At 61.2% G+C, this 17,652-nt stretch carries 15 protein-coding genes; 4 read left to right on the top strand and 11 right to left on the bottom strand.

The window, feature by feature from the left end:
• Positions 1 to 6: 6 nt before the first annotated feature.
• From ACGLWX_RS14725 to leuS, 5 genes are all read right to left on the bottom strand, one after another.
• Positions 7 to 933: a PA2778 family cysteine peptidase gene (locus tag ACGLWX_RS14725; RefSeq protein ID WP_396240785.1), complete on the bottom strand. Its 927-nt coding sequence runs from the start codon at positions 931 to 933 to the stop codon at positions 7 to 9.
• A 7-nt stretch (positions 934 to 940) separates the two neighbouring features.
• Positions 941 to 1,339 (bottom strand): PA2779 family protein, encoded by a 399-nt coding sequence (locus ACGLWX_RS14720; RefSeq protein WP_396240783.1) that lies wholly within the window; start codon positions 1,337 to 1,339, stop codon positions 941 to 943.
• A gap of 80 nt (positions 1,340 to 1,419) precedes the next feature.
• Positions 1,420 to 2,481, bottom strand: a complete 1,062-nt coding sequence (gene holA, locus ACGLWX_RS14715; protein ID WP_396240781.1) for a DNA polymerase III subunit delta — start codon at positions 2,479 to 2,481, stop codon at positions 1,420 to 1,422.
• Positions 2,478 to 2,984 (bottom strand): hypothetical protein, encoded by a 507-nt coding sequence (locus tag ACGLWX_RS14710; RefSeq protein WP_396240779.1) that lies wholly within the window; start codon positions 2,982 to 2,984, stop codon positions 2,478 to 2,480. Before ACGLWX_RS14710 ends, holA begins: the two co-directional genes overlap by 4 nt.
• Positions 2,981 to 5,566, bottom strand: coding sequence for a leucine--tRNA ligase (gene leuS, locus ACGLWX_RS14705; RefSeq protein WP_396240777.1), 2,586 nt, complete (start codon positions 5,564 to 5,566; stop codon positions 2,981 to 2,983). The genes ACGLWX_RS14710 and leuS overlap by 4 nt, the downstream gene beginning before the upstream one ends.
• A gap of 183 nt (positions 5,567 to 5,749) precedes the next feature.
• On the opposite strand from leuS, the gene ACGLWX_RS14700 reads away from it, so the two are divergent.
• Positions 5,750 to 6,268 (top strand): zinc ribbon-containing protein, encoded by a 519-nt coding sequence (locus ACGLWX_RS14700; protein ID WP_252109269.1) that lies wholly within the window; start codon positions 5,750 to 5,752, stop codon positions 6,266 to 6,268.
• Between the two features lie 22 nt (positions 6,269 to 6,290).
• Here the strand turns inward: ACGLWX_RS14700 and ACGLWX_RS14695 are convergent, their stop codons facing one another.
• Positions 6,291 to 7,604: a hypothetical protein gene (locus ACGLWX_RS14695; protein ID WP_396240775.1), complete on the bottom strand. Its 1,314-nt coding sequence runs from the start codon at positions 7,602 to 7,604 to the stop codon at positions 6,291 to 6,293.
• Positions 7,605 to 7,805: 201 nt separating this feature from the next.
• Here ACGLWX_RS14695 and ACGLWX_RS14690 point away from each other — a divergent pair, with 201 nt between their 5' ends.
• On the top strand, positions 7,806 to 8,222 hold the full coding sequence (locus ACGLWX_RS14690) for a GFA family protein (protein ID WP_396240773.1): 417 nt from the start codon (positions 7,806 to 7,808) through the stop codon (positions 8,220 to 8,222).
• 84 nt (positions 8,223 to 8,306) lie between these two features.
• Positions 8,307 to 8,765 carry a hypothetical protein gene (locus tag ACGLWX_RS14685; protein ID WP_396240771.1) on the top strand — a complete coding sequence of 153 codons (459 nt, stop codon included), beginning with the start codon at positions 8,307 to 8,309 and terminating at the stop codon, positions 8,763 to 8,765.
• 147 nt (positions 8,766 to 8,912) lie between these two features.
• Here ACGLWX_RS14685 and ACGLWX_RS14680 read toward each other — a convergent pair whose 3' ends face one another.
• The 5 genes from ACGLWX_RS14680 to ACGLWX_RS14660 all read right to left on the bottom strand — a co-directional run bounded on the left by ACGLWX_RS14680 (position 8,913) and on the right by ACGLWX_RS14660 (position 15,983).
• Positions 8,913 to 9,296: a hypothetical protein gene (locus tag ACGLWX_RS14680; RefSeq protein WP_396240769.1), complete on the bottom strand. Its 384-nt coding sequence runs from the start codon at positions 9,294 to 9,296 to the stop codon at positions 8,913 to 8,915.
• On the bottom strand, positions 9,262 to 10,536 hold the full coding sequence (pgaC, locus tag ACGLWX_RS14675) for a poly-beta-1,6-N-acetyl-D-glucosamine synthase (protein WP_396240767.1): 1,275 nt from the start codon (positions 10,534 to 10,536) through the stop codon (positions 9,262 to 9,264). The genes ACGLWX_RS14680 and pgaC overlap by 35 nt, the downstream gene beginning before the upstream one ends.
• The gene (pgaB, locus tag ACGLWX_RS14670) at positions 10,533 to 12,485 is read right to left on the bottom strand and encodes a poly-beta-1,6-N-acetyl-D-glucosamine N-deacetylase PgaB (RefSeq protein WP_396240765.1); all 1,953 of its coding nucleotides are present in this window, start codon (positions 12,483 to 12,485) and stop codon (positions 10,533 to 10,535) included. Before pgaB ends, pgaC begins: the two co-directional genes overlap by 4 nt.
• Entirely contained in the window at positions 12,485 to 14,911 is a 2,427-nt protein-coding gene (gene pgaA, locus ACGLWX_RS14665) for a poly-beta-1,6 N-acetyl-D-glucosamine export porin PgaA (protein ID WP_396240763.1), read from the bottom strand. Before pgaA ends, pgaB begins: the two co-directional genes overlap by 1 nt.
• 187 nt (positions 14,912 to 15,098) lie before the next feature.
• Positions 15,099 to 15,983, bottom strand: coding sequence for a LysR family transcriptional regulator (locus ACGLWX_RS14660; protein WP_252109261.1), 885 nt, complete (start codon positions 15,981 to 15,983; stop codon positions 15,099 to 15,101).
• A gap of 198 nt (positions 15,984 to 16,181) precedes the next feature.
• Between ACGLWX_RS14660 and leuC the strand changes: the two genes are divergently transcribed.
• Positions 16,182 to 17,651, top strand: a complete 1,470-nt coding sequence (leuC, locus tag ACGLWX_RS14655) for a 3-isopropylmalate dehydratase large subunit (protein ID WP_396240761.1) — start codon at positions 16,182 to 16,184, stop codon at positions 17,649 to 17,651.
• Position 17,652 lies beyond the last annotated feature (1 nt).

Raw genomic sequence — 17,652 nt, 5'->3', positions numbered from 1 at the left:
GCGACGTCAGTCGTTCAACAGCTCGCTGGCCCGCGCCTGCCAAGGGCCCTCCAGCCGCGCGGCGCGGCGCAGCGCCGCTTGTGAGGCCTGGTTTTGGTTATCGAGCGCCATCAGTAGACCGAGATTTAGCCACGCCGCGCCCAGTTCCGGGTCGGCGCGAGTTGCGGCATCGAAAGCGTGGCGGGCGCTGCCCGATTCGCCTTCGGCGTAAAAGGCGTTGCCCAGCGCGAACCAAGCCAAACCACTTTCAGGATGGCGCTCGACCAACGCCTGCCAGCTGGGAAGCGCCGCACCCGCGCCATTGAGCGCCTCGAACGCGCTGATGGCGTCCAGCGCGCCGCGCGCCGAGACATCGACGGGCAGCTCTCCCGGCGCCTTGACCACGAATCCCCAGCGCTCGCTGCGCGCCCAGGTCGCGTCGAAACGGCTGAAAGCGAGCGAATGACGCTCGAGTTCACCGCTTCGCAGAAGCATCCGCTCATTGGACAGGTCATAGCCGATCGCGACCGCGTAGTGCCACAGCGGGTAAACAGGAAGCGCCAGGTTCTGCATCACCACTACCGGCTCATCCGCGTCCAGGTGGCGCAGTAGCGCATCCAGGGTCGGGCGTATCACATAGGGGATCAAGTCGTGACGGCGAACGCTGGCGAGCATTTCCGGCTGCAGGCTGCCTTCGCGGCCAGGCAAATACACCTCGCGAATCAGTGTCTCCATGCGTATGTCAACGCCTTGGTGGTTGAGCACCATGGCCAGACTCGCCGGGCCGCACTGGTATTCGCTCTGGGCGAAGAAGGGCACATCGACAAGCTCGATGCGGGGCGTGATGTTTTGATACGTACTTTCGAGCAGCACCGGGCTTCTCGCGCAGCCGGCAAGCCAGAGGGCGAGTACAAAAACGCCCGCAGTGCGGGCGTAGAAAGCAAGACGTTGCATTGGAGGCCTAGCGCGTGAACGGATAGACGTCGGTGAGGCCGAGAATATCGGTGATCAACAGGATGATGAACACGGCAAACAGCGCGCCGACCACGCCGCTGGCGCCGGCAGGCAGCTCGTCCAGACGCTGAGCCATCTCTTTGGCTTCGCTGTCGCTGAGCGCGGCCACGCGGGCCTGAACCTCGACCGGGTCGACGCCCTGGCTTACAAGAGCCTGCTGGACATCGGCGCGGGCGAGCACGTCGCTAATACGCTGACGCTCGGCGCCGGCCTGGTCGCTGGCGAGCACCGACTGCGTGGAGATCAGGGCGCGGTCTGAGGCGTCGACAGAGGCCATGACCGGAAGGCTGGTGACAACCAGCGCCAGAATCAGCAGGGCAGACAGCGTAGCACGCAGGGTTTTCATGGTCTTCGATCCTTTAACAGTAGCGTTGAGCGCTTTTTTTAATGATGTTCGGTGAGAAAGCGTCACGCGCAGGCGGCGGACTAAACCCCAATGCGGTAGGTCCACGGGGTTTCGGCGAGTATACCTTTCGCGCCGCCCATCGTCATCGCCAAATCGTGAAGGCCTGGCCAAAGCGGCACGCCACTGGCACCCTTGACTGCAAGATCCAGCCGTTGGGCCATCAGCAGAAGCTTGTGCAGACGTTTCATCGGCAGGCGGCCGATCGCCTTTTGATAGGCTGGGCGGCGCTTGTCGAAAATCATCGGCTTTTGCGTTTTGCAGGCGTGCTCGAAACTTTGTCCCTGATCCAAGTGCTGGTGCAGTGATAAAAGCGTTCGAAGCTCACGGGTCAGTGCCCAAAGCACGATCGGCGCTTCTACGCCTTCACTTTTGAGCCCGGTAACGATACGGGAGACGCGCTGAGGCTCGCCCTTGAGGCAGGCGTCGGCCAGGTTGAAGACATCGAAGCGGGCGCTATCCTCGACGCCCACGGCGATGCTATCTACATTGAGCCGCGTATTCGGCGGATGAATCAGCGCGAGCTTTTGAAGCTCCTGGTCGGCGGCGAGCAGGTTACCCTCGGTGCGCTCGCCAAGAAGGCGCGCAGCGTCCAAATCGATCTGCACGCCGTGAAGCCCGGCGCGGTCACGCAGCCAATAGCCAAGCCGGGAGGCGTCCACCGGCCACACCGGCACGAACAGGCCATGCTTGTCGAGCGCCTTGAACCAGGCACTTTTTTGCTGTTTGGCGTCGAGCTTGCCCATGCTGATCAACAGGATATCGTCGCTTTGCTCCATCAGCTCGGCGTACTGGGCGAGCGCCTTCGCGCCCTCCTGGCCGAGCTTCTGGTGGCCAAGGCGCAGCTCCAAAAGCTTGCTGGTGGCGAACAGCGACAGGTTGCTGGCGGTTTCGAGAAGCCGCCCCCAGGCAAAGTTGGGCTCGACATCGAGCACTTCGCGCTCTTCGATACCGGCGGCGCGCGCGGCTTGGCGCACCGCGTCGCAAGCGTCACGGTGCTGAAGCGGCTCGTCGCCGGCGACGATCACCGCCCGAGGCAATTTTTTGGCGAGCTGGCCGCCAAGCTGGTCGGCAAAGACCTTCAAGGCGTCGCCTCGAGCGTCGCCAGGCGCTCGACGATGCGCTGGGCAAGCTGACGCGATAGCGTTTGTTTCGCCTCGTCCAGCAGCAATTCGCGGTTCAAAAGATCGTCCTCGTTGATGCGAAGGCGCGTGGCCGTCGAAACGCTATCGTTGTTGAGCGCGTAGGCGCCGTTTTCACGCCGCTGCACCGAAAGCGTCACGCGCATGGTCAGCTCGTGGTCGCGGTTGGCGCGGCCTTCGCTTCCCAGCGCCCGGTTCTCGACCACCGGCGTGCCCAGGGTGACCCGCCAGGGGGCGTCGCGGGCCACGTCGGTACCCTGACGAATGAGCAGGGTTTCGAGATTGCGGGCAAGCGACGTGGACGTATCGCCTTCGAGGCTTAGCGGCGGCAGGCTGGTCAATGTGCCTTCACGGCGTAACCGAAAGCCGCAGCCTGCCAGTAGCGCCGCCGACGCGGCGACGCCCCCCAAAGCGAGTAAACGTCGGCGCGTATAAAGTGTGCTCATCCGCCCACCACGATGTTGACCAGCTTACCCGGAACCACGATGACTTTGCGCACCGTTTGGCCCTCGAGGTGGCGCTGTACGTTGTCATTCTCCATCGCCAGACGCTCGATGGAGGCTTTATCCGCATCCGCCGGTACCTCGAGGCGGGCGCGCAATTTGCCGTTGACCTGCACCACGAGCTCGAGACTGTCGCGGGTCAACGCCGCTTCGTCCACCGCGGGCCAGGTCGCCTCGATCGCCGGCTCCTGGTGGCCCAGCGCCTGCCAGAGCGTATGGCACAGGTGCGGGGTGATCGGTGCGAGAATCAGCACGCAGGCCTCAAGCGCTTCGCGCGTCACGGCTAAGCCTTGGCCTGCGGTTGCATCGAACTTGCCGACGGCGTTGGAAAGCTCCATCACCGCGGCGATGGCGGTGTTGAAGGTGGTGCGCCGGCCGATGTCGTCGCTCGCCTTTTTGATCGTCTCGTGGGTCTTGCGTCGCAGGGCTTTCTCGTCGTCATTGAGCGCGCCCTTATCGAGCGGCTGGGGCTCGCCGGCCTCCAGGTGCTCGCTGACCTGGCGCCAGATGCGCTTCAAAAAGCGGTGCGCGCCTTCGACGCCGGAGTCGGACCACTCGAGTGACTGCTCTGGCGGGGCGGCGAACATCATGAACAGACGCACCGTGTCGGCGCCGAAGCGGTCGATCATCGACTGCGGGTCGACGCCGTTGTTTTTCGACTTGGACATCTTCTCGATGCCGCCCATCTCGACCGGCTCGCCGTCGCTCATCAGCACCGCGCTGATCGGGCGGCCCTTGTCGTCGCGCGTCACCTCGACGTCCGCCGGGTTGAACCACTGTTTGCCGCCGTTATCGAGCGTGCGGTAGTAGGTCTCGGCGATCACCATGCCTTGGGTCAGAAGCTGCTGGAACGGCTCGTCGGAGTTGACCAAACCGAAATCGCGCATCAGTTTGTGGAAGAAACGCGCGTAAAGCAGGTGCAAAATCGCGTGTTCGATGCCGCCAATGTAGAGATCCACCGGCAGCCAGTAGTTGGCGCGCTCGTCGAGCATCGCCTCGTGGTTATCGGCACAGGCGAAGCGGGCGAAGTACCAGGAGGACTCCATGAAGGTGTCGAAGGTGTCGGTTTCCCGCGTCCAGCCGTCGCCCAGGTCATAAAATTCCGGCATTTTCTTGAGCGGCGAGCCCGAGGCGTCGACGGTGACCTCCATGGGAAGCTCGACGGGTAGCTCATCGTCGGTAAGCGCCACGGTCTGGCCTTCGGGGCCGTACTTGACCGGAATCGGCGCGCCCCAGTAGCGCTGGCGGGCCACACCCCAGTCGCGAATACGAAAGTTGGTTTTGGTCTCGCCGCGGCCAAGTTCAGCAAGCTTGCCGGCGATGGCGTCAAAAGCGGCCTCGAATTCGAGGCCGTCGAACTCGCCGGAGTTGATCAGCGTACCGTGCTCGACAAAGGCTTGCTGGCTCAGATCCGGGGTTTTGCCGTTCTCATCGGCAATGACCGGCTTGATCTCGACTCCGTATTTGGTGGCGAACTCCCAGTCGCGCTGGTCGTGGGCGGGTACGGCCATGACCGCGCCGGTACCGAACTCCATGAGCACGAAGTTGGCAACGAAAACTGGTACGCGCTCGCCGGTGATCGGGTGTACGGCCTGGTGGCCGGTGGCCATGCCGAGCTTCTCTTTGGTCGCCATTTCGGCTTCCGAGGTGCCGCCTTTGGCGCACTCCTCGCAAAACGCCGCAAGCTCCGCGTTGTTTGCGGCGGCCGTTTTGGCAAGCGAGTGGCCGGCGGCAACTGCCACGTAGGTCACGCCCATCAGCGTGTCCGGGCGGGTGGTGTAAACCGACAGCGGCTCACACGCCTCGCCGCCCTGGGCTTCGATATCGAAGCTAAGCTCGACGCCCCTGGACTTGCCGATCCAGTTGCGCTGCATGGTCTTGACCTGCTCGGGCCATTCGACCTTGTCCAGATCTGCCAGCAGTTCGTCGGCGTAGTCGGTGATCTTCAAAAACCACAGCGGAATTTCCTTACGCTCGACGAGCGCCCCGGAGCGCCAGCCGCGGCCTTCGATCACCTGCTCATTGGCCAGCACCGTTTGATCCACCGGGTCCCAGTTGACCGTGGACATCTTCTTGTAGACCAAGCCCTTTTCGATCAGCTTGCCAAAGAACCACTGCTCCCAGCGGTAGTAGCTCGAGTCGCAGGTGGCGAATTCGCGGCTCCAGTCGTAGGCAAACCCAAGCGCCTTGAGCTGGGTGCGCATATAATCGATATTCTGGTAGGTCCATTCACCCGGCGGTACCTGGTTTTGAATGGCGGCGTTTTCTGCCGGCATGCCGAAGGCGTCCCAGCCCATGGGCTGCATGACGTTTTTGCCCTGCATCCGATGAAAGCGCGAGACCACATCGCCAATGGTGTAGTTGCGCACATGGCCCATGTGGAGCTTACCGCTAGGGTAGGGGAACATGGAAAGGCAGTAGAACTTTTCGCGATTGGCGTCTTCTACCGCCTTGAAGCACTGGTTCTTGTCCCAGTACTGCTGGGCGTCACGTTCGATCTCGCGAGGGCTATAATGTGCATCCATCGGTTTTTTCAATGCCTTGGCGTAGTTCGCCCGACTCGGGCGCGGTATGAATGAGAATGACGGCTGTCAGATCAGTAGTGCCGATTGTATCCTATGCTGGTGTAACCTTGAACGGTTAGCCGGCGATAGCGGCCAGGCAGTCGAGCGCGGTATTTAAAGCGGTACCAAGAAAGGAGAACATCCATGGAACGAGATAACGACCACCGTTTACGCGAAGGCTATGAGCGTCTTTTAGAGCGCATGAAAAATGGCGCGGGCGAATTAACCTGGACGAACCTGCAAAAAGATCTGGACGACGCCGTCGCTTTCGAAGCCGAGTTTGAGGAGTACACCAAGGACGAGTTGGCGCTGTTGCGCGCTTGGGTCGAGCGCGACTTGAAAGACATGCGCAACTACATGGCGGACTCCGGCAAGCAGGTGGCTCAGTGGCTGGGGATCGACGTCGATACCCTATCGCGGCGAGTGGTGGAGTCGCTTCTATCCATCGCCGATCGCAGCGTGGTCGAGCGCGAGCGCTTCGAGGATGACCTGGAAGCCGCCCGGGCGGACTACTGCGAAGGCGAAATGGCCGCGCCCGGGCTCATGGCCTGCGTGCACTGTGACACCCAAGTGATGCTCGAGCGCGTCTCGCGTATCGAACCTTGCCACCAGTGCGGCCACCGCTACTTCTACCGTTTCCCCACGAAAATCGTCGAAACCTGATACTCGGCTCGAAAAGCCTGGTTCAGTGTCCTGACGCTCCAATGCCTGCGATCGCCGCAAGCGAAAGCAGGCTCATGACCGCCGCGTACGTCAGGTTATCGCGCATCATCTGATAGCCGCTGACCCCGTAACGCCCCTGAAGTGACAGATTGATGCCGGAAAGCGGCCCGACACTGGTGCCTACCGCCCAGCCGCTGAGCGCCACGAAGGCGAACAGCGTCTGCTCGTTGGCGTCGAGATTCAATACCGAGGCCAGTATCGAGACGCCGATGATCGGGTGAAGCCCGATCAGTGCGCTTATCGTAATGGCAGCGAAACTGACCATCGCCTGAACGATCCCGAAGTGCTGGAAAAGCGTCCAGTCCTCACCCGCCGCTGCGCTGACCAGCGTCGAAAGCCCAATGGTCAAAAGCCCCGCCGCCAGAAATAGTGAAAGCTCGCCGCGCATCGCGGGCAAGCGATTGAAAGCGTGCTGGCGAATCCGCTTGGCCGTGAATACCGGCCCTTCGCGTAGATTCGCCACCACCGCCACGGCGGGAATCAGAAAGGTAATAATGCTGACGATCGAAAGCGCCGGCGTTAGCACGAAGTGAAACAGCATGACGCCCAAGGCCATGCCCAGCGGCATGAACAGGCTTTTCGGCGACAGCGAGAACCCATCGACCTCGCGCAAATCGAAGCGCCGATTAAGCTCGATGGTAGTGATTGCCCCGGAGAGCATCGCAATCGGAAAGCCCACCAGCGCGATCTGGCTATACTCGACCCCCGGTGCCAAGGCGATCACCACGCCCATCGAGGCGAAAAACGGCGACCAGAGTGCAGCGCTCGATAGACCGCGGTTCAGCGCCAGAAACTGAGGCGCGGTGAGCGGCGCACGCCGCGCGATCCGGTCGCCCACCATGAAAATCGTTGAGAGATTCAAAATCGTACCGAGAAAATGCACCCCAAGCCAGGTGCGCAGTACGCCGCCGCTGCCGGTGAGCCGCTTGCCCGCCGCGGGCCGGTTGCCCTGGCGCCCCACCAGCGAAATAAAGCTCACGCCGATCAGCATCGCGACCACGAATACGTTGCCTTCGAGCACGTGCGGCCAATCAATGGGCGCGTCGTACACCAGGTGGGCGACCAAAAGCATCGAAGCGCCCGCCGCGATCAGCACGCCCGCCTGAATCCGCGAGCGGCGTGGAATATCGTTCCATAGCAGCACCACCGCCGCCCACAGCAGGTAGCTCACCAGCGGATGGGTATCGATCCAGGGCGTGAAGCCGGCGATTTGCGCCGCCAAACCCGAAAGCGCCAGCGTTCCTGCCAAGCGCCGCCGCGCGGTGGTTCTGTCCATGAAGACTCCTTTAAAACGTGACTCGCAGGCTAATCAAATCGGTCTGTAAAGACCAGCGCGGTCTGCCGCTTGGCAAAAAGGTGGCGCCCGCGTTTAACGGCTATCCTTTGATTATCGTTAAGAAACTTGCGTACCATCGAGTGTCGGTAACGGCTGGCTGTTTTAACAGCAATTTTTCAATAACAACGAAGGGAGAGTCTCATGGAAACATTGTCAGAGCATCAGGGCCGCTGCGTTTGCGGCGCCGTTAGCATCACCGCCTGTCCGGAAAGCCTGAACGTCGACGTATGCCACTGCGCTACGTGCCGTCAGTGGAGCGGGGGGCCGCTGATGGTGGCAAGCTGCGGTACCCACGTCGATTTCAAAGGGGAAGAGCGGATCTCGACGTTCGCTTCTTCCGAGTGGGCGCAGCGCGGCTTCTGCAACGGCTGCGGTACGCACCTGTTCTTTCGCCTCAATGAGTCCGGCGAGTATCTGGTTCCGGTTGGGCTTTTACAGGAGGGCGCCGCATGGCGGCTCAAAAGCCAGGTCTTCATCGACCAGAAGCCGGCGTTCTACTCGTTTTGTGAACGAACTCACGACCTGACCGGCGAGGAGCTTTTTGCCAAACACGCCTGAGGCAGGCGTAAAGATGCAAGATCTGGCCTCGTTTCAGGATGGTTTTTCTCGGGGCCGGGAAGCTCCATTAATGAGGACGTTCTTGTGAACACGTCTCGCCCGCACCGTTTGAGCTCAGCTCAACGAATAGCCGGCGCGATCATTGCGCTGGTGGGGCTGATCACGCTTTTACTGGGTCTGCTGATGGGCTATGCGCTTATCGGTGAGCTGGGCAAGCCGCTTTCGGACGGGGCGCTGAACCTTGCCATCTTCTTCGCCCTGTTAACCGGGCTGGGCACGATCGCGCTGGCCGCCGGCTGGGGGCTGGCGCGAGGAAAGCGCCAGAGGCCTCGCGAGGTGTGGGTGCCCTGGCAGGCGCTGATACTTGCCGGGGTGCTGATCACGGCCGCGATGCTCGCCTTTATGGGCCACGCCCTTTGGCACGGCAGCCCAATGGGGGGAGCCGCGGCCAAAGGGGTTAGCATGCTGACGGGGCTGGGGCTTGCGTTTTTGGCGTCCGGTTATTATCGGCGCAAAAAGCGCGGACGTAACCTGTTTCGTTAACTCACTGTCTGGAGGGGGCGCCTGGGTAAAGCGCTTGAAAGCGGTACGTTCTCCGGATCAACGGAGCGTTGGCACTGGCCTTAAAGAAAAACGCTCGAGCGATGCAAGTCGACCCGGGCGTTTTACGTAGTACTTTTTTGAAAACGATTAGCGAACCGCTTCCTTCTCCGGCTGAAAGATCGTGCCCAGGTCGGTCGAGAAGGGCGCTGCGTACTCATTCTCGATTAACTGGGTAGCGGCGGCGCGTTCGGCGCGGCGCAGAAGGTTTTTGTAGAGGTAGCGGTTGTACATCGCCCAGAAGTGAAAGGTCAAAAACGTGACGATGAAGCCCACCGCCAGCAGCTTAAGCATCGTCGAGCTGTAGAGCTGTTCGATGATGGCGTCCTCGACGGTGTAGAACGTATGCAGCCTTGAAAGCACCACCAGCCACAAGCCGAGCGTTGCCAGCGCCATCACGGTATCGCGCGTGCGATACTGCCAGCATTTTTGGCAAGGGTTATCGATGATCACGGGCATCAGCTTGTTGCTCATTGAAGGGCTCTCCTCTGTCGGGGCTTTGCCAGGTGGCTAGCCGTCCTTTTTGGCGCGTCATCGCTTTGGGGAAGGCGATGATCACGGTGACCAGGTTGAGGATCCAGTACGCGAAGGGGTACCAGATGCTCCAGTAAACGCATTTGAGAATGTCGCGGTCGTAGCGGCTATCGATGTAAAAACTCACCGAAAACTGAATGAAGCTGATGAAGATCAGGATGCTGCTGAAGTAGGAGAGCACGCTGCCGGTTACCGGCCATTCACCCGGCGTCAGCGCCTTGCTGACCAGCCACGCCACGATCAGCGCAAGCACCGAGTAGCACCACACGACGCTGACGATGTACTCGAGCATCAAAATCCAGAAGCGGCGGTTCTTCCAGCGCATGGTCTGGGTGAAGTAGCGCAGAAACACTTCGCCACCGCCCTGGGCCCAGCGCAGGCGCTGCTTGAAAAGCCCGCGCAGGGTTTCCGGCATCAGCACCCAGCACATCGCACGTGGCTCGTAGCGTACCTGGCCGCCGTCGAGCTGAAGGCGCCAGCTCACGTCGATGTCTTCGGTGATCATATCGGTGCTCCAGCCGCCGATCTTCTCGATCGCCTGGCGGCGAAACGCGCAGATAACGCCAGAGATGGTGAACACCATGCCGTAGATGCGCTGGGCGCGCTTGATCAAGCCGATGATCGCCGAGAACTCGCCGGTTTGAATCTTGCCGATTGCCGTCGAGCGGGTTCTCACCCGGGGGTTGCCGGTGACGCCGCTCACCCGAGGGCTTGCGACGAAGTGGCTGACCATGAAGCCAACGGCGTCGTAATCGAGAATCGCGTCGCCATCGATACCCACGATGATGTCGCCGCTGGCGTGAGCCAGTCCGTTGTTCATGGCGCTGGCCTTGCCCTGGTTGGGCTGATCCAGCACCGTCAGTTTGGGGTAGCGCGCGGCGAGCGCCTGCAGGCGAGCCAGCGTATCGTCGCGGCTACCGTCGTTGATCGCCACGACGTCCATGTTCGGGTAGTTCTGCTTGAACAGGTGCTGCACCGTCTCGTCGACGTTCAAGCCCTCGTTATAGCAGGGCAGCAGTACCGTCACCGCCGGCGCTGTTGGGTCGAACTGAAATGGGGTTGTCTTTGGCTGCTTGCGCTCCCAGTGCAGGTAGAAATAAACGCCGCCGCATATCCAGATGGTGGCCATGACGCTTGGATAGCCAAGCGTAAACGTCGCTAAAAGGTCGAGTAGGTTCATGGCAGTTTTCTAAAGCGTTGGCCCTGGGAAAAGTACGGTCTAATCACGTCGATGTTGGGATGGTTCTCATGGAAATCGTCGGGGTAGTAGCCGATGTGCTGGATACCTTCCTCTCGTAGAATGCGGATCCACTCGGCGATCTCTTCACTCGGGATCGGTGTCTGGGTACGCCAATCCTGGGTTTGAAGCTCGAACACCAGCTGCTGGGCGCTAACGCTTGCAAGCGATCGCCGTGCAAGCTCTCTTAGCCAGCCGTCAGGGTCGTCGTCCGCCTCTTCCATGTAGGGCATCGCCATGACCGCCACGTAGTCGTAGGCGCGAGCGAAGCCCTCGGGGCTTTGCGAAAACCACTGCTGGCTTTCCGGGTTCATGATCGTGGTCGCGTAAATGTTGCGCGAGCTGGTGAACGCCTTGTTGTCCGACTGGCGGTAGTAGTTGGCCGAGTTAAAAAGCTCTTGGGTGAAGTCCGCCAGGTACTGCTCCTTGAAGTCGGTCCAGCGGGTTATCAAAGCGTCCTGCTGGAGCGCGTCGATATCACCGGGCAAGCCGGCGTTTTGATAGGCGCTAAGCGCTGCCGGGCTTGCGTCTTCGTGGTCGGTCAGGAAAGCGTCGTCATGGAAGAGCACGCCATCGAACTTGGTCATGCGCCCCAAGTCCTGGTAGATCTCGTTGATGATGCGACGGTTGTCGGCATCGAAAGGGGTAAGCCTGCGGTAGTGCTCCGGCGCCTCGCCCCCGGTACGGTCGTTGAGAACGTAGCGATGGTCGTCACCGAGATCGAAGGAGAGTACCGGCATCCAGGCGTACACTTTCACACCGGCGCGTTTTTTAAGCTGCCAGGCCACGCGGTTGAACAGATCTGCACGTACCGGCAGGTGACGGTTGGGAAAGTAAAGCTCGTTGGCGACGCCGTCACCGTCCGGGTCGGCGAACGCCTGGAGGTAAACCGTGGTGATACCGTAGCTGTAGATACGCTGAATCAAGCGATCCAGGTTTTGCTCCTGCTGAACCGGGTCCGGATCAAAAACATAGTCGAGATCCACGTGAACGATGCGCAGGGACTCTTTCTCCCACACGTTGTTGGCGAGAATCTCACCCAGGGTTTCCAGGCTGGTCTCCTGATCGATCAGGTAGCGGTGAATGCTTGCAAGCGACTCGCCGGAGCGGTTGGGCGAGCTCAAAAGGCTGAAGGTGTAGCGCATGCCCACCTCGGCGGCCAGATCGAGAGCCGCCTGGCTGTAGGCGCCGTAGGGCCAGACCATCATGCGCGGCTCGCGCCCCAAGTGCTCTTCGAACTGCTCGCGGGTGCGGGCCATGTCGTTGCGAATGCGCGCGGTATAGGCGGCTTCGCTTTCGTATCCGGTCTGACGGTTCCAGATCGTGGTGACCGCCGCACCCTGTTCGTTCCCCTGGGGGTTACCGATCACGCCCTGGTGAAGATCGAAAGTGTGCGAGGCGATCTCGACCAGCGGCGACTCGTCGAGCTCGCGCACCTGGTCCCAACTCAAAAAGCGGCTGCGGGGCAGGGTGATACTGCCGTAGGGCACCTGGCCGCCGGCGGGCACGTCGAGCCAGCTGCCCACCACGGCCTGCACGGCGGGGAAGTCGTAGAGTTTCAACAGCGGAAAGACGATGTCGTAAAAGCTTGAGTAACCGTCATCGAAAGTGAGCAACACCGCCTTATCTGGCAGCGGTGCGCCGCCGTTACGGGCGTCGAGGATCTGCTGAAAGCTGACCGGCTGATAGCCTTCGGCATCGATCAAGTTGAAGTGCTCGACCAGCCGGGCGCGGGTGATGGTCTGGGGGTAGATCGGCAGATTCGGCGTGACCTGACGGTCGACCACGTCGTGATAGCTGATGACGACGAAGTCGTCAGGGGTGCGTTCGGCGTGAGCCTGAACGCTCAACAAGAGCAACACCAGTCCGGTAATGAGCGTGCGCCAGTGCATTACAAGAATCTCCAGATAAAGCCAGCGGTGAAGGTGTTGTCGTATTCCGGAATGCCGTCATACACCGCGCGCTCGCGGGTGATGCCGTATTCAAGACTGAAGCTCGGTGCGAGCTCGAAACGATGGCCGTAGCCAATCGACCAGGTGTTCTCGTCGTCGAACGCTTTTTGCCAGTAGCGTCCGGCGCCGAGCGATAGCGTTTGAATGAAGCTTTGGCGGTAGTCCAGCGGGATTTCATAGTTAACCGACAAGACGCCGGCCAGATTCGCGTCACGCTCAGGGTTGAAGTAGCTCGCCTCGACCTCGTCGTTGGCCGACGCCGCGATTTGGGCCTCGCCGTTCACCTGCCAGCGGTCCAGGTGATAAAGCGTCTCGCGCCAGTAGCCGTAGGCCGAGCGGCGCAGGTTGCCGTCATCGAAATCCACCGCCGAGACGCCAAGCGCTCCAGCGCCACGCTCGTCACGGTAAAGCGCGATTTCGCCGCGGTAGCGGTCGGCGCTAACGCCGTCGTTGAGGGCACGAAGCGGGGTATCGATGGTGTTGTGCTCCGCCGCGACGGTGGCCGTCACGTGATCGCTAACGGCGTATCTGAGCTCGGCCTGGGCCAGGAAGTCATTGCCCAGCTGAGCGCCGTGGCCTGCCGACAGCACGACCGTTGCCGGGTGCAAATTGAGCTCGTAGCCTCCAACGGTGGTGGCCGCACGCAGATCCTGGTCGTCGAACTCGCCGTACTGATTGGTTTGAGTGATGAACGGGCGCGACCCTTGAGCATTGCGCGGGCCGTCCAGGCGCACTTCAGAGCGCCACTCTTTGGAGGCCTGGGTGCTCACGCCTTCGCCGCTACTACGAGTAAACGTGGCGCTTAGCTGCGGGGCACGGGCTTCGCGCCACTCGCGGGCCAGCTCATCGCGGGACGGGCTGGGGCGGGCCTGGGCCACCTCACGGGCGATTGCATCTGTCGTGCCGGCCCACTGGCCGCGCTGAAGCCGTGCCAGCAGCACGCCGTGCTCGGCCTGATAGCGCTGATCCGGCGCAAGCATGGGCTCGGCACTTTGGTAAGTGGCCTCGGCCTGGCGCGGCAAGCCTCGAATACGCTCGAGATCGCCTTGGGTGATCGTCAGGTAGGGGTCGCCAGGCGCCTGGTCCTGATAGGCCGCCAGCCGCTCGCTTGCCTCCCCCATCTGACCGCGCCAGGCGGTCAACAGCACGTCAAGCAGCAGCACCTTCTGGTAGTTGGCATTGGGAAGTTGTGTCGTGCGGGTAAAGTCCCAGCGATACTCCGGCTCTTGAGTCAGCCAGCTTTGTAACAGCCGGTCGGCTTCCTTGAAGCGCTGCGCATCGGTGTAGCTAAAGAAAAGGCCTTCGTTGAGCGGGTCGTCCGGGTTGATCGCCATTGCCGGCGAGCGCGCGATAAGCCCACGATAAAGCGCGGTGGCCTCATCGGGACGTCCCAGACCGCCTAGCGCCTGCGCGCGGGCGCGCAGCACATAGTCGGGCAGGGTGCCGTTTTGGAGCTCAAGGCGTTTGGATAGCGCTTCGGCTTCACTAAAATGTCGAAGCTCGGCAAGCGCTACTACCTTGTCGTACTCGGCCAGCGTCTTGAGCTGATCGGGAAGCTCGGCGTTAGCAAGCACGGTTTCGAGCTGCGTGAGTCCGCTTGCGGTACGTGACGGCGTGTCGGTATGAATCCCCAAGCGAATGTCGGTGACCGCTTCGTAGTAGGCCAGCCAAAGCCGGTCGCTGGCACTGAAGACGTCCGGATTCTGACTCATCAGATCGCGGGCCGCGCTACTCGCTCCCAAACCTACCGCCAATCGGTAAATCGCCTGCAGCTCGCTTGTATTGTTCGGGTCGCGCTCGATCAGCGACTGGCGAGCGGCGAGCTCCTGGGTGGCGTTTTGCGTGCGCGAGGCAAGATAGCCGCGCGCCTCCAGCCCTTGTGCCGTCGTACCCGCGACCTGCTCGTAGTTCTCGAGGTTGATTTGGGCTTGGGTGTAGCGCTCCAGGTCGGTATTGACCAGCGCTTGGCCCAGATACCCTTGCCCGTTTTGCGGGTCGCGCCGCGCCAGCGTCTGATAGAATGCCAGCGCCTGCTCATAGGCCTGCACACGCCGCGCCGCGCCGCCAAGGTTTTCGAGTTCATTGGGTCGGTACTGCTCCAAAGAGCAGCCGGCGCAAACGGCCAGCGCCTCGTCGAAGCGTTCGGCGCGCAGTAGAAGCGCGATCAAATCGGCGCGCACCCACTCATCGCCGGTCTGTCGATAGAGGGTTTCGAGGCCGCTGATCGAGGAGGTTAGATTGCCCTCCCGTGCGTCAAGAACCAGTGCTTCACGGGTGAGATCCGTGGTGCTTTGGGCATGAGCCGCTCCCGCCATCAGGCTTGCGAGCAGGCCAATGGGCCAAAAGCGGCGAAGAGGGCTTTGCATGGGGGTATCCTGCACAGGCTAAAGTGATCACATTTGTGTAAGCAAATGTAACTTTTAGTGTATAGGAGTTTACAAACAGTGAAATAAGAAAAAAAGATGAACGGCGTGATGGGTGGTGTCGTACTTATCTAAGTTTAATCTAATGCTTTTGCAAGAATGCATTGTGTTTATAGAGTACGAAGGTTTTTCATTTCTTTTTTCGATAGTTTGTTATCAGGGCTTCGATCATTTGTCTCGCCGCATTGGAGAGCGTTCGGTCGGTATGGACCAAATAGCCCAGAGGACGCTCGATAAGCGGCGTTTGGACGTTTAGTTCTACGAGACTGTCGTCGAGCATTTTTTCTGGCAGTACGCTCCATCCAAGACCGACACTGCACATCATTTTGAGCGTCTCTAGATAGTTAGTCGCCATTCCAACGGACAGCGTAAGACCCGCGCCGATAAAGCGCGTTTCGATCAGCGTATGGGTGAAGGTTTTGAGCCCGGGCATGACGCAGGTAAAGGTGCTGAGCGTGTCGAGGGTGAGCGGTGTTTTCTGGCGCGCAAGCGGATGATCCGGCGCGCAGACGAAGCAAAGTCTGTCACGCCAGAGTTCGACGGTTTCGAGACGTTCAATCGGTGTCGGTGCCAGAGTGACCACGGCGATTTCGAGCGTGCCATCGATGACGCCCTGGTAGGCGAGCTCCGAGTCCTGAAAGCGAAGGTCCAGCGCCACGTCCGGGTGGCACTCGGTGTAGTGCTTCAAAATCGGCGGCAGACGATGAAGCCCGATGTGGTGGCTCGTGCCGAGCGTCAGCGTCCCGCCGACCTGCCCGGAAAGATTGGCCAGCGCCCGGCGACTATCCTCGACCGATTGCATGATATGCAGCGCGCGAGGGCGCAGCAGACGGCCCGCCTCGGTCAGCGAGATGCGCCGGCCGATGCGATCGAAAAGCCGCGCGCCCACTTGAGTCTCGAGCGTGGCGATGCGCTTGCTAATGGCCGGCTGGGTCAGATGCAGCTGCTCGGCGGCCCGCGAAAAGCTCTGTGTATCGGCCACTGCGATAAAGGCCTGCAGACTTTGAGTATCCATGGCGTTCTCACTCGCTGAGCTACTATTCCGATATGGAATCCATCGCATAAATAACATGAATTGCTTTTATGCGCGAGGCGTATGACACTGGCGCTATTCATAACGATCAATGCCATAACGGCCTAAGCCATAACGCCCGAAGAGGCGGCTTGAAAGAGCACCGGACCGAACCAGCAGGGCACCGCCCGGGAGAGCAACATGTCAGATCAACACGCCACGTCAGGTCAAACCCTTTACGACAAACTCTGGAACCAGCATCTGGTCAAGCAGCGCGATGACGGTACCGCGCTCATTTACATCGACCGCCAGCTACTCCATGAAGTGACCTCGCCCCAGGCCTTCGAAGGCCTGCGCTTGGCCAAGCGCCGTCCCTGGCGATTGGACGCCAACTTGGCAACGCCGGATCACAACGTGCCGACCACGCTCAAGGAGCGCGCCGCCGGCAACAGCGGCATCGAGGACCCGGTGTCGCTGATCCAGGTACAGACACTCGACGACAACTGCGGCGAGTACGGCATCGAAGAGTTCAAGATCAACGATCCGCGCCAGGGCATCGTCCACGTGGTGGGCCCGGAGCAGGGCGCCACGCTTCCCGGCATGACCGTGGTATGCGGCGACTCCCATACCGCGACCCACGGCGCTTTCGCCGCGCTCGCCCACGGCATCGGCACCTCGGAAGTCGAGCACGTGCTGGCGACCCAGTGTCTGCTGGCGCAAAAAATGAAGAACATGCAGGTGCGCGTGGAAGGCGAGCTTGGCCTTGGCGTGACCGCCAAGGACGTGGTGCTGGCGATCATCGGTGAGATCGGCACCGCCGGCGGCACCGGCTACGCCATCGAGTTCGCCGGCAGCGCCATTGGTTCGCTGTCGATGGAAGGGCGCATGACGGTTTGCAACATGGCGATCGAAGCCGGCGCCCGGGTGGGCCTTATCGGCGTCGACGACACCACCATCGATTATCTGGCCAAGCGCCCCTTCGCCCCGACAGAAGCGCAGTGGGAAGCCGCGGTCGCCGACTGGCGCGCGCTGGTTTCCGACGCCGATGCCGAATTCGACAAGGTCGTCACCCTCAAGGCCGAAGAGATCGAGCCTCAGGTGAGCTGGGGTACGAGCCCTGAAATGGTGACCGGGATTTCAGGCCAGGTGCCGGACCCGCTGGCCGCCGGCGATGAGACGCTCAAACGCAGCCACACCCGGGCGCTTGAGTACATGGGCCTGCAGGCCAACCAGAAGATCACCGATATCAAGCTCGACAAGGTGTTCATTGGCTCCTGCACCAACTCGCGCATCGAGGATCTGCGTGAAGCCGCGAAGGTCGCCAAAGGCAAAAAAGTGGCGGACTCGATCAAGCTCGCCATGGTGGTACCGGGCTCGGGGCTCGTTAAACGCCAGGCGGAAGCCGAAGGCCTCGACAGGATCTTTATCGACGCGGGCTTCGAGTGGCGCGAACCCGGCTGCTCGATGTGTCTGGCAATGAACGCCGATAAGCTCGGCGCCGGCGAGCACTGCGCCTCGACCTCCAACCGTAACTTCGAGGGTCGCCAGGGCTACGGCGGGCGCACGCATCTGGTGAGCCCGGCCATGGCCGCCGCCGCTGCGATCGCCGGCCACTTCGTCGACGTGCGCACGCTTCCCGCCAACGACGCCAACCACGCCCAGGAGGCCTAAG

The organism is Halomonas sp. HMF6819 (genome assembly GCF_044335525.1).
In the GTDB taxonomy this organism is placed as follows: domain Bacteria; phylum Pseudomonadota; class Gammaproteobacteria; order Pseudomonadales; family Halomonadaceae; genus Vreelandella.
This window is presented reverse-complemented; position numbering and strand designations above follow the sequence as displayed.

Coding starts and splice junctions, on each gene's coding strand:
- ACGLWX_RS14725 (WP_396240785.1), bottom strand. CDS start 933: ATGCAACGTCTTGCTTTCTACGCCCGCACTGCGGGCGTTTTTGTACTC.
- ACGLWX_RS14720 (WP_396240783.1), bottom strand. CDS start 1,339: ATGAAAACCCTGCGTGCTACGCTGTCTGCCCTGCTGATTCTGGCGCTG.
- ACGLWX_RS14710 (WP_396240779.1), bottom strand. CDS start 2,984: ATGAGCACACTTTATACGCGCCGACGTTTACTCGCTTTGGGGGGCGTC.
- leuS (WP_396240777.1), bottom strand. CDS start 5,566: ATGGATGCACATTATAGCCCTCGCGAGATCGAACGTGACGCCCAGCAG.
- ACGLWX_RS14700 (WP_252109269.1), top strand. CDS start 5,750: ATGGAACGAGATAACGACCACCGTTTACGCGAAGGCTATGAGCGTCTT.
- ACGLWX_RS14695 (WP_396240775.1), bottom strand. CDS start 7,604: ATGGACAGAACCACCGCGCGGCGGCGCTTGGCAGGAACGCTGGCGCTT.
- ACGLWX_RS14690 (WP_396240773.1), top strand. CDS start 7,806: ATGGAAACATTGTCAGAGCATCAGGGCCGCTGCGTTTGCGGCGCCGTT.
- ACGLWX_RS14680 (WP_396240769.1), bottom strand. CDS start 9,296: ATGAGCAACAAGCTGATGCCCGTGATCATCGATAACCCTTGCCAAAAA.
- pgaC (WP_396240767.1), bottom strand. CDS start 10,536: ATGAACCTACTCGACCTTTTAGCGACGTTTACGCTTGGCTATCCAAGC.
- pgaB (WP_396240765.1), bottom strand. CDS start 12,485: ATGCACTGGCGCACGCTCATTACCGGACTGGTGTTGCTCTTGTTGAGC.
- pgaA (WP_396240763.1), bottom strand. CDS start 14,911: ATGCAAAGCCCTCTTCGCCGCTTTTGGCCCATTGGCCTGCTCGCAAGC.
- ACGLWX_RS14660 (WP_252109261.1), bottom strand. CDS start 15,983: ATGGATACTCAAAGTCTGCAGGCCTTTATCGCAGTGGCCGATACACAG.
- leuC (WP_396240761.1), top strand. CDS start 16,182: ATGTCAGATCAACACGCCACGTCAGGTCAAACCCTTTACGACAAACTC.